Genomic DNA, 12,665 nt, shown 5'->3' on the forward strand with positions numbered 1-12,665 from the left:
ACTTTGTCTACAGTCTGAGACAGTCTATATATACTAGACTGTCTTTCTACTAAACACCTTTATTTGATATTAGTTTACCATTTTCTAACTAGCAGTAACCTGCCCTTGTAAGGCATACATTTCTGCATAGTACTTGCCTAGTTTTAGTAGACTCTCATGATTGCCTTGCTCTTTGATTTCACCATTATCAAGAACTAAAATTTGATTGGCATTTTGAATAGTTGATAAACGGTGCGCCACAATAAAAGTGGTACGTCCTTCCTTAACAACTTCCATCGCATGTTGAATGATTTCCTCTGTCTCTGTATCAATGTGAGACGTTGCTTCATCTAAAATCAAAATTTTAGGATCACTAGCCAAGGTTCTAGCAAAAGCAATTAACTGTCTTTCTCCTGATGAGAAAGCCTGTCCCTTTTCTACTACAGGTTCGTGAATACCTAAAGGAAGTTTATCCATTAAACTTTTCCCGCCTACTTTTTCTAAAGCCTCAATCACCATATCATCTGTAATACGAGGATCATTCATACTCACATTAGTCGCTACAGTCCCACTAAATAAGTAAGGTTCTTGTAACACAATCCCCATGTGGTCTCTAATACTTTCTCGGTTAAACTCAGAAAGCCTTTGTCCATCAATTTGGACTTCACCTTGTTGTGGGTCATAAAAACGGAAAAGTAAATTAATAATCGAACTTTTCCCTGATCCTGTATGTCCTACTAACCCAATGGTCTCACCTTTGTCTGCTGAAAAATTAATATGTTTTAAGACTGGCACATCTGCTTGATAGCCAAAAGTCACATCTTTAAAAACCACTTTTCCTTGCTTAAAGGTAATTGCTTCTGAACTATCTTTTTCTGCCTCTTCATCTAATAATTCAAAGACGCGCTTACCACCTGATAAAGCTTGTTGTAGAGTAGACATCATGCGCACTAAGTTTAAAATTGGATCAAACAAGCGAGAAATATAGTTAATAATCACGTAAATCGTCCCAATCGAAAAACCTAGCAGCCCGTCTACGTATTGGGTTCCTAAAAACATCAAAACAGCTAACATAACTAAATTTTTAATAAACGTTGAAAAGTCCCAAGAAAGAATCCCGTCTAACTTAATTGATTTGATACGCGTATCTAACCAGGTTTGATTGGTTTCTTCAAATTCTTTCAACATGTTATCTTGTTGATGATATAGCTGAACAATTGACACACCTTGCACAATTTCAGCTGTATGGCTATTCAACTCACTGACTGTTTCTCGCCACTTTTGGTTAATCGGTGCTGCTAGTTTAATGTAGCCCCATTGCCAAATCGCAAAGAAGGGCAATAGAACCAATAAGCCAATACCGATAGTTGGACTCACTAAGAAAAGAGCCACGTAAATGGCAATAACCATTAAGATGTTGATAATCACAATATTGCTAAAATTGAGATAAAAGTTAGTCCGTAACAATTCCACATCATTGACAATACGAGCTGATATTTTTCCTGCTGGTTTATCATCAAAATAAGATATTGGTAGTTGTTGCATATGCTCAAATGTTTCATCTCTCAAGCGTTTACTCACACCATTTGATGCATAAGCTAATAAGAGATAACTTAAATACCCACACACACTACTGAATAGGGTAATCAGCATAAATACACCAAATTTTTGCAGCAAGAGCCCAAAATCAACGGTTTGATTTTGGCTCATTTGTAAAGACACATAATCAATCATCTCTTTACCAATCATAGGTGCATAAATGGCACTCATGGCTGACATAAAAGATAGCAAAATACCTAACGTGTATCTTCCTTTTTCATATTTAAAATAGGTCATTAATCGTGTGAAAGTCTTCATGCCTATTTCACCTCCATTTGTTGGGTCATGTATTGGTCGTAATACCACCCTTTTTGATTCAATAATTCTTCTGGCGTCCCAGCTTCTACGACAAGACCATTTTCAAGAACCAATACATTATCAGCTTCTGCAACCGCAGATAAACGGTGCGTCACAATAATATTGGTTTTGTCATGACGAATCTCGCGAATATTATCAATAATCGCTCGCTCTGTTTTAGCATCAACTGCCGACAAACTATCATCTAAGACTAATAAATCTGGTTCTCTAATCAAAGCTCTTGCAATAGAAACCCGTTGTTTTTGTCCGCCTGAAATGGAAACTCCTTTTTCGCCAATCAAGGTTTCTAAGCCCTCTGTCATACGTGTTAAGTCTTTTGAAAAGTCTGCTGATTCAATGGCTGATGCCATTAACTCCTCTGTTGCTAAATCATTTCCAAAGCGTATATTATGCCCCACTGTTTTTGAAAACAGAATATGCTCTTGAGGCACATAACCAATCAATCCTTCTAAAGAAGACACATCGTAATCTTGGATTAAGCGACCATTAATCCGAATTGCCCCTGAATCATTCACTGGGTATTGTCGCAGTAATTGTCTAACTAGAGTTGTTTTACCACTTCCGGTTTTACCGACAATCCCTAAAGTTTCCCCTCTTTTTAAAGTAAAGTCGACTTTCTTTAAAATCACAGATTCACTTGTTGGGTAATTAAACACATAATCTTGAAACTCAATTTGTTCAATGGTTTCAATAGGAGATGCTCCTTCTTTTTCCAGATCATCATCAGCTTCAAGTAACTCTTGGATTTTTCTAAAAGAAACATTTCCTTGTTGATACACAAGAACTATATCTGATAGGCCCCAAACAGCTCCACTTAACATACCTAAGTAAATCTGGAAGGCAATTAGTTGCCCTAAACTCATTTGACCTTGACTCACCAAGTAGCCACTGTAAGTTAAACCAATACCTGTACTTAAGCCTGTTAGTAGCTTAGCCACTTGACCAATAGCCCCATTATATACGACTAAATTATTCGCTTTTTCTAGAACTTCTCCAGTTCTTTTTTGGAAGCGTGTTTGTTCTAATTCTTTCTTTCCATACGCACGCATCACCCTGACACCGTCTACCATCTCTAAAACTTCATTACTTAGTTTTGCTACAGTATCACGGTTATCTTCATACAAGACATCGATTTTTCGCCATAGTTTGAAAACAATAAAACCAAATAGAATTAGTGGCAACACACTTACGACAGAAGCTTTCCATGACGTTGTCACAATCATGATGGTTAAAATACTCACTGTCCACGTGATATTTGAGACAATTAACATAAAGCCATAGCCAATCGTGTCTCCCAAATAATCAATATCACTTGTCATGCGTGTCATTAAATCTCCTGAGCGAAAACGCTCATAAAAAGGCGTTCTCAAGTGCAAGAGTTTTTTGTATACTTCTCGCCTTAACTCCGACTGATACTTAAAAGATTGTCCAAATAAAGACACAACCCAAATCACGTCTACCACATAGATACAAATAATACTGACCAAAAAGATTCCTAAGTTTAGCCATAAAGATTCTTTGTTTAGTGTTTGATCTACAATGGCATCAATAAAGCGTTGAATCATTAAGTTTGGCACTAAGGTCAAACCAGATGACACTATGGCAAATACCGTTACTACAGTATAAGTAACCGGATGTTTTTTAATATAAGTCCAAAACGTTTTTAACATAAAATTTATTCCTCACCTTCTAAAACAAGGCCACTCCTTTTTTTAATGCCTTGTTTGTTCTGTAAAAAAGCGCACAAAAATACCCATAACACATAGAACCTAACTGCTCTACATATTATGGGTATGGTTCATTTAGATTAAGACAGAGTTCGCTAAAAAAAGTTCAAGCTAATTTATCATCTAACAAATACCAAATAAGGAGTCAATTGATTCATCGATTTTCTATTCACATTGTTTAAGTTCATTAAGTTAATAGTTAACATGAGTCATTCTCCTTTCTTTCGTTTTGTTGTGCTCGCTTTTTACTTAACAAATTCAATTTACTATAAACAAATTAAATTGTAAAGAACTTTTTTAACATTTTTTTAATCAATGATTAATTTTTATGTTCTATAGCCACTTCAAATCGTTTTAGCAAGTCTTGAAGTTCCCTATCTAGAAGGTCATCATTACTGGCATCTCTCTTTAAAAAAACATTAGGACTTTTCCCCATATCCATTAATTTAACAGGGATTAGTTTTCCTTCAACTAACTCCAAAGTCAGCTGAGGATTAACACTTGTTGTGCCACATCCATCTGGTTTTAAATAAGCTATTTCAATTTGGCCTAAGTCATTTTCTCTGATTCGGTAATACCCATCAAATAAATAGGTTTTTTCTGGTCCAATGTGAGTCATTAATCTTTCTAATCGCTCTTGCATTTGCTATCAACTCCTGATTATTATCCCTTAACCAATCTTTTTAATGCTTTCTCGCTTAATCAATTGAGGTGGAATCACTACTTTAAGCGGGTAAGGTAGTGGCTTTTCAATAGAACGTTTTAACATGGTAATAGCTACTTCCACTAAATAATCAATTTGCAAGCGAATTGTTGTCAACGCTGGTATTAAGAACTCCGCAGACGCCAAATCATTAAACCCAATCAAACTAATATCATCAGGTATTTTAAGACCTAACTCATGAGCTGCTTTGTAACATCCAACTGCCATAGAGTCATTCGCAATAAAAATAGCTGTTGGTGCTTTATCTAAAGTCATTAGCTCTTTAAACAAATCATAGCCTGCTTGAGGGGTGTATTCTCCAAGGGTTACCCACTCTGGGTTTAATAAAGACAAACTAGATAGCTTTTCTTCAAAGACAACTTGACGAGCGTCTTTCTCACCCGGAGTATCCATGCCTCCAATAAAACCGATATCTCTATGCCCATTTTCTAATAAACAAGTCACAGCCTTGTTAGTTCCTAGTCTAGAATCCATCAAAACAGAGCTAAAGCTATCACTTTCTCTAAAAGTATCCATGAAAATAACTGGTTTACGTGTTTTCTTTAACCAATTAATATCAGCTTCTGAAAAGCTTCCTAAACAAAGAATCCCTTCAACTTTATTTAACAACTCTTTAGATGAATGCTCTCCTACCATCTCAATCTGAATCCCATTGAGTGTTGTATATTTCTCTACAGCTACTCGAACAGCTAAATAATAAACATCTTCTAATTCTTCCTCTACTGAATACGTGCTAAAAAAACCAATCACAGATTGTTTACTTTTACGTTTTTTAGCATTTGGTGATTCATATTCTAATTCTTCTGCCGCTTCAAAAACACGCTTTTTAGTTTCGTTTGGCACATTTAAAGACGTGTCATAATTTAACACACGAGACACAGTGGCTGGTGAAACTTCTGCAATGTCTGCAATATCTTTAATGGTTGGATTTTTTTTCTTAGTCATATTCGCGCCTTCCTTTAACAGGTACCCTAAATTCTAATTCTACAATCAATATGCCAACAAAAATTAACACTGCTCCAATTAACATATTGAAAGAAATCTCTTCACCTAAAATTATAACCGAACTTAACATACCAAAAAAGGCTTCTGTTGATAAAATTATCGCTGCTTCAGAACTTGTGGTGTATTTTTGAGATACTGTTTGAATAAAGTAAGCCAGTAAGGTACTAATTAACCCTAAGTAAAGGACTGGCATAATACCTGCTGCTTTAACTGTAGGAAGTTCGCCACCTGTGATAAAAAGAGTTGCCCAAGAAAGCGCTGCGGCACTTCCCATTTGCAGCAACATGAGGGCCCATGTTTCTTCCTGATCAATAAACAAATCCGTAACAAAAATTTGTAAAGCAAAAAACAAGGCGCAAATAAGTGTCAACATATCTCCAACATTAAAGCCTCCAAAAGAACCAGCTAAAGATAGAAAAGAAATACCTATTAGCGTGACAAAACTCCCTACAATACTTTTTATCGGTAATTTTTTCTTCAACAATAAAAAGCCTAAGAAAGGAACAATCACAACATTAACCGCTGTTAAAAAGGCATTTTTTGAAGGTGTCGTGTACTGCAAGCCCACTGTTTGAAATGCAAAGGCAAAGAATAAAAACACGCCTAGTAACGAACCCTTTTGAATCGTTTTACGAGAGAGTTCTTTAAGTCGTTTCAAGTTAATAACTAATAGCACTAAGAAAGCCAAGGTAAAACGCATAGCAAGAGTTTGATAAGCTGAATAACTTTCTAAAGCTAGCGAACTAGCAACAAATCCAGATCCCCAGATAATAGCAACAATCGTCAGTCCAATTTTTCCACCATATTTAGTCATTTCTAGTCATTCCTAACACATAATCTCTTAGTAACACAAAAACACTTGAAGTCCAAGTAAACGACAAATCATCGTTTCCACTTCCTGTTTCTGGGTTGTAATTTTCCGCCATACCACCAACTTCACCTAGTTGACAATATTTTTTCGCAATTCGTAAAGCTGCTTCTTCATCTCCACTTCTTTTAAGGGCGTCAAAGAAAATAAACGTCTCTGGAGCCCAGATTGGACCTAGCCAATAACCATCTGTTTGGTACAAAGGACTACTTGCTGCTTCTGTTCGCAGACCAAAAGGACTTTCAAAACGATCTACTAACTGATTTAATATTCCTTGAGTCACTTTTTTCGGTAAGCGATACGCAATAACTAAAGGTAGTTGTAAGATTAAACTATCAAATTGATCAATGACTTGATCTGTCCGTAAAGATTTTGCGATAAATTGACCTCTTTCTTCGTCATATAATTCAGTTAGTAATCTCTGGGTTAATTCATCTGCTTGTTTTTTCCATGAATCACTTTCTTCCAAATGGCCTAGCTCCTTAGCCCAACCACTTAACACATCAAGTTGTTGAATCAAGTAACTAGTCAAATCAGGGGCTACCACTGGCAAACCTTCATGGAAGATACTGGCATTGTCCCAACCAGAGTCATTTCCGTGAGTGTAAAAAGGTAAACTACCTTCTTTTACTCGGTCTTGTAACCAAAACTTAGTGGTTTTGACAATGCTTTGATAAATCACTTCTAGACGAGACGTTTCACTAAAATACGCCGATTGATTTATTAATAATTGATACGCCCAAGCATGAATTGGTGGTTTCACACAGTTGTACGATCTAAACTTATCATTGATAAAATCAGGATAAACGCCTGTTTCATGTTGGTGTTTAACAAAAATAAGAAACTGATTATAAGCAAGTTCTTCTGAGACTTTGGCCACACCTAAGGCATTAAAACAGTTGTCCCAACTCCAAATGTTTTGCATCCAATTTTTTGACATGTATATTGATTCACCACTAAGTAAACCATCTTCTCTAACAATACTTGACCACAAAATATAAGTAGCTAAATCAAAGCCTTTATCATAAGCTTGATATCCGCCAAAAGAATGACGCCATTCTTTAAATTCTTCAGTCACTTCAGCTAACTCCTCTGAAAAATCTTTTTCAAAAGGAATCACATTTGGTGCGACCACAGTATAATTGGTTAGTAGCATTTCTTGATGATGACCTAATTCAATCGTAATAAATTCATTGCCTACTCTGTACCAGGGTGCTATTACGTTAGCGTCTGTTGTTGAGAAGTCTAGTTGGAATTTCGTTTCTTTTTTATAAGAGATATACTCAAAACGGGTATCCGTTAACTGATTTAGCGTGTCATATCTCACCTTATCCGCTTTTAACGTAACTGCTAGTCCATGATTTTTAAATCTTAACTGCTGCATTGTTGGTAACATCATTTCTAAAAATTGCTCTGTTCCTTTTTTTCTAATACTAAGAAGTGTCTCGTTTACCTCAATGTCATAATGACGAAGAAATTCTTCTGAAAAAATATCAGAAGAACCGTCGATTAGTACTTCAAAAAGAGTGCTTGGTGACTCATCGCCACCATGCACATCTCTAATAAATACTTTTTTCTCTTGTTTTAAATATGACACAGCAAAATAAGAACCTCGTCTAGAAAAAGGAATTTCCCTAATATCTAGTTTCATCATTTGCGCTCCTATTCAATTACTAATTTAATCTGTAAGTCAAAGTCTTCAAACTTCGCTTTGTTTTCCTCATACTGCTCTTGTCCACAACTGTTACTACCTAAACCTGAGTGAAGGGCATCGATTGTGATAAACGTGTCACCACCACGAGTCAACTCATCTGTGTGACGTGCTTTTTCTAAAGCATCTCTAGAATAATCATGAGCTGTAAACGTCACTGGTTGTTCAAACTCAAAACGAATTTTTTCGCCTTCTTTAGAGATTAACTCACTCCACTTCACTTGTGTTCTTGCCCCATTTTCTTGTGGGAACACGTAATCTGTGTGCATGTCCCTTACTTCTTTGTCAAAAACGCCCATATAGCTAGCCGCAAAGCTATCACAATAGCTTTCTCCTGGTCCGTTACCGTACCAAGTCACTGCTTCAAAAGCTTTATCCACTACTACATCAAAACCAACTCGAGGTAACATCTCTGGTACGTTATCCCCTCTTAGTTTCGTGCGACCTGCTATTGAAATGTCTACTGCTCCGTCATTTGTGAAGCAGTAAGTTTGAGTCATATGATAGCCCCAGTTTTGGTTCACTGAACTAGCATATTGTCCTACTGTCACTATAACTCTAGACTCTTCTTCCACAAGATCAAACTGCTCTAATTGCTCAGTCACTTGATGCAAGAAATATTTTTCTTTCCAATCTTCTACTTTGTACATATCGTTATCAATTGGTGCTCGCCATAAAGTAAAGTCTAAGCCTGATTTTATGAGTTCTTTTCCATCTTTTGTCACAGATACTAACTTCCCTGTAATTTCATTAAAGGTATAGATTGTCACTCCAGATGTCACAATCACCAATGGAAATTCTTTTCTAACTTCAAGAGTGGTTACTTCTTTTTCTGACGACACTTCTACTATTTCTTGAAGTAAAAATTGATTATGAGATATCTCAATCTCACCAATATGCATCATGTCTTTTTTAAATTGGGTGTTTAGATACACATCTGATTTGCCAACAACTTCAGGCAACACAAGGTCAATCTCTTTTGTCTCATGAGGCTTGATAGACGATAATGTTAGTGTTCCCTCTACTAATACGTCTCTAGCTGAAACAACTTGATATGTCATTGTGATACCTTCTAAATCAGCAAAGTCATATAAATTCTTCAATGTGAGCTTGCTAGCTTTAAAGCTCACTTCAAGAGGAGCGATGATTTGTTTGTATTCTGCCATAGCTGGTGATGGTGTTCGATTTGGCATAAGTAAACCATCGATACAGAAGTTGCTATTGTTTGGCGTATCCCCATAATCACCACCATAAAAGTATGTTACTTGACCATTTCTTTCTTCCTTAATTCCGTGATCATACCATTCCCAGATAAAACCACCTTGCAGACGGTCGTATTTTCGCATAACTTCTTGGTACTCTCTTAGACCACCAGGACCATTTCCCATAGCGTGTCCATACTCACAATGAATATGAGGTTTTTGTCCTTCTGTGTCGCGACCAATCTTAATCAAGTTTTCTAAACGTGAGTACATCGTTGAATACACATCACTATAAGCCACTTGTCGATCTCCTTCGTAATGAATAGGACGAGAATCTAATGCGCGAATAGCTTGATACATATCTGCAAAGTTTTGTCCTGAACCTGATTCATTTCCTAAAGACCATAAAATGATTGAAGGGTGGTTACGGTCACGTTGAACCATACGTACACCTCGATCTACATAAGCTTTTGACCAGTTTGAGTTATCACTAATCCAGTTATAATCTCCTGTATTTTCAAATCCATGACATTCTAAGTCCGCTTCATCAATCACGTATAAGCCGTACTTATCACATAAATCATAGAATTCTTTTTTACTTGGGTAGTGAGACGTTCTCACTGCGTTCATGTTGTGCTCTTTCATCAAACGAATATCTTCTTCCATGACTTCAAGAGTAGTCATCATGCCGCCTGTTGGCATGAAATCATGACGGTTAACACCATTAATAAAGATGGTTTCGCCATTTACTTTAAGTTGATTATCTTTCATTTCAACAGTTCTAAATCCAACTTTAAAAGGAATGTACTCAACTCCCTTTTCACTCGTCACTTCTAAAATCAACGTGTAAAGGAAAGGTGTTTCTGCATTCCATTTATTAGGAGACGCAACTAAGGTTTCACTTACGTTATCTTCAAAGTCATTGATGACAAGAAGTTCTTTATCTCCTTCATACAAAATCCCTTTAACAGATAGATTTTCTGTATTTTTGAGACGTACTCCTAAGGTAAAATCAGTATAAGTCTCGTCAGCTAAGGTTTCGATGTGAACATCTGTCACATCTTGTTCTGATACCTCAAATAAACTGACATCTCTAAAAATACCTGATAGCCACCACATATCTTGGTCTTCCATATATGTGCCATCAGACCATTTCAATACTTTCACAACAATATCATTGGTTTCTTTTAATAAGGGTGTAATGTCAAAAGTTGTTTCCAAACGACTACCTTTATTTGAGCCAACAAATTCACCATTTAAATAGCATTCATAATAAGAACTTACACCTTCAAATAACAAGTGAACTTGTTTGCCTTCTTGCGTGTCGTAAGAAAACTCACGGTAATAGACTCCTGTTGGGTTTTCTGTTGGAACAAAGGGTGGATTAATCGGGAATGGATACAACACATCAGTGTAGTGCATCGCATCATACCCTTGTGTTTGCCAAGTTGATGGCACAGGAATCGTTTCTTTTTCCTTAAGCCCTTTTACTAGAGTTTCTATGTTATCTGTCACAAGCTCTGGATAAGGATACAACTCAAAATGCCACTCACCATTTAAGCTTAAAAAGCCATTTTTTTCATTATTCTCGTTATCAAAAGCTTTCTCCAAAGACGAAAAGCGATTGAATGATGTTGCTGGAGCTAACTTATTGTCACCTAAAAAGTTAGGATTCTCCCATTTTTTCATTTGTCTCATTGATAAAAACCTACTTTCACTTTTCTTATTTAACAGCGCCACTCACACCTTCTATGATGTACTTTTGTGCAAAGAAGAAGGCAATTACTGGCGGAATAATCATTAAAATCGTAATACACATAATAGGAATGATATTCAGATCATTCACTCCTTTAAAAGAAGCTAATCCTAAAGCAAGTGTGTATTTACTTCTGTCTTGCAAGAAGATTAATGGCCCAAGGTAGTCATTCCATACAGTCAACATGTTTAAAATCCCAATTAAAAATAAAGGTGCTCTCATAATAGGGAAGAAAATTTTCGCATAGATTTGGAAGTCATTTGCTCCATCAATACGCGCCGCATTTTCAATATCAGTTGGGATGTTCATCAAGAACTGTCTCAACAAGAAAATGTAATAGGGTGACCCAAAAAAGGCCGGCACAATTAAAGGTTTCAAGGTATTAATCCAATTGATCTTGTTGAATAACATGTATTGAGGAATCATTGTCACGTCCCAAGGGAGCATCATAGATGCTAATAGCAACATAAATAAAAAGTTCTTAAATTTGAAATCGTATCGAGCAAACCCAAAAGCGATTAAGGAACAAGAAATCACTTGCCCAATCGTTGTTAAGCCTGTTACCAGTAAGGAGTTTTTAAAGTAAACGCCAAAAGGTTGAGAGTTCCATGCATCAGCAAAGTTTTTCCACTGGGCAGATCGAGGAACAAAAGTCGGTGGATAACTATTAACTTCAGCGGGTGATTTTAACGCTGTTACTAACATCCACAAGAAAGGAGCCATGAAATAAGCTGAGAACAAGATTAGGCAAAGATAAGTTAATGTTTTTTGACTTTTAGATAATTTCATATTAATTCTTCTCCTTTTTCTTGCTCATCTTAGATTTTTTCTTTTTCTTTTGGCCCTTTACTTCTGCTTCATAGAATACCCAAGCATCAGATGATTTAAAGATAATAGCTGTTAAAAGTAAAATCACAATAAACATAATCCAAGCATTCGCACTAGCATAACCTAGACGTTGGTGCTTGAAGGCATTCTCGAACACATAGAGTCCGTAGAAATAGGTGGACTTAAGAGGTCCTCCTTTGGTTAACAAGATGACCAAGGTCAACTGCTGGAGGGCGGTTATCGTTGATGTGATTAAGTTAAATAAAATAGTTGGTGTGATGATTGGTATCGTAATTGAGAAAAATTGTCTCACAGGAGATGCCCCATCAATCACAGCTGCCTCATAGTAGTCTTGAGGGATACTCTTAATGTTGGTGTAGAAAATAAGCATCATAGAACCCACACCCCAAGCACTGGCAATAACAACAGCAATAATCGCCCACTTAGGATCTACTAACCACTGTGGTCCATCAATTCCTACTAGTTTTAGTAAGTAGTTTAGAATCCCATATTTAGTGTTGAAAATCCAACCCCAAATAATAGAAATCGCCACACCAGAAATAACTGAAGGAATGTAAAAAATCGTTCTAAAAATTTTAACACCCTTCACATGTTGCGTAAGTAACATAGCTAAAATTAACGCAATAATCATATTCAATGGAACAAAGATCAAGGCAAATTTAAAAGTTAACCCTAGTGATTTATAAAATTGCGGGTCTTTAGTAAACATGTGAATATAGTTTTGTAGCCCAATAAAGACCGGCTCTCTTGTGACAGGCCAATCATGTAAACTCATAAATAAGGAGAAGATTAAAGGCCCTAAGGTAAAGGCTAGAAAACCAATAATCCATGGAGAAATAAACAAATAAGGAGCCCATTTTTTAAAATCTCGTTTCTTTTTAGGTCGTATCTTTTGTTGCACTTCCACTTTTTCAACCTCCAATAGTT

At 36.3% G+C, this 12,665-nt stretch carries 9 protein-coding genes; all 9 read right to left on the reverse strand.

The features are described from left to right. Window positions 1-84: 84 nt before the first annotated feature. The 9 genes from DOK76_RS00895 to DOK76_RS00935 all read right to left on the reverse strand — a co-directional run bounded on the left by DOK76_RS00895 (window position 85) and on the right by DOK76_RS00935 (window position 12,645). Window positions 85-1,836: an ABC transporter ATP-binding protein gene (locus DOK76_RS00895; RefSeq protein ID WP_206964278.1), complete on the reverse strand. Its 1,752-nt coding sequence runs from the start codon at window positions 1,834-1,836 to the stop codon at window positions 85-87. Between the two features lie 2 nt (window positions 1,837-1,838). Continuing rightward, complete coding sequence (locus DOK76_RS00900; protein WP_206964279.1) at window positions 1,839-3,566, reverse strand: ABC transporter ATP-binding protein; 1,728 nt, start codon at window positions 3,564-3,566, stop codon at window positions 1,839-1,841. A 376-nt stretch (window positions 3,567-3,942) separates the two neighbouring features. Continuing rightward, entirely contained in the window at window positions 3,943-4,266 is a 324-nt protein-coding gene (locus DOK76_RS00905; RefSeq protein ID WP_206964281.1) for a hypothetical protein, read from the reverse strand. Window positions 4,267-4,293: 27 nt separating this feature from the next. Beyond that, entirely contained in the window at window positions 4,294-5,292 is a 999-nt protein-coding gene (locus tag DOK76_RS00910; protein WP_206964282.1) for a LacI family DNA-binding transcriptional regulator, read from the reverse strand. After that, window positions 5,285-6,166: a DMT family transporter gene (locus DOK76_RS00915; protein ID WP_206964283.1), complete on the reverse strand. Its 882-nt coding sequence runs from the start codon at window positions 6,164-6,166 to the stop codon at window positions 5,285-5,287. Before DOK76_RS00915 ends, DOK76_RS00910 begins: the two co-directional genes overlap by 8 nt. Further along, window positions 6,159-7,871, reverse strand: coding sequence for an amylo-alpha-1,6-glucosidase (locus DOK76_RS00920; protein ID WP_206964284.1), 1,713 nt, complete (start codon window positions 7,869-7,871; stop codon window positions 6,159-6,161). Before DOK76_RS00920 ends, DOK76_RS00915 begins: the two co-directional genes overlap by 8 nt. Before the next feature lie 11 nt (window positions 7,872-7,882). Further along, a complete protein-coding gene (locus tag DOK76_RS00925) occupies window positions 7,883-10,831 on the reverse strand; it encodes a glycoside hydrolase family 2 TIM barrel-domain containing protein (protein WP_206964285.1) in 2,949 nt (982 codons plus the stop codon). Between the two features lie 25 nt (window positions 10,832-10,856). Further along, window positions 10,857-11,678, reverse strand: coding sequence for a carbohydrate ABC transporter permease (locus tag DOK76_RS00930; protein ID WP_206964286.1), 822 nt, complete (start codon window positions 11,676-11,678; stop codon window positions 10,857-10,859). A gap of 1 nt (window position 11,679) precedes the next feature. After that, entirely contained in the window at window positions 11,680-12,645 is a 966-nt protein-coding gene (locus tag DOK76_RS00935; RefSeq protein ID WP_370590062.1) for a carbohydrate ABC transporter permease, read from the reverse strand. Between the last annotated feature and the right edge of the window lie 20 nt (window positions 12,646-12,665).

The sequence above is a fragment of the Candidatus Vagococcus giribetii genome, from assembly GCF_017316185.1.
Lineage (GTDB): Bacteria > Bacillota > Bacilli > Lactobacillales > Vagococcaceae > Vagococcus > Vagococcus giribetii.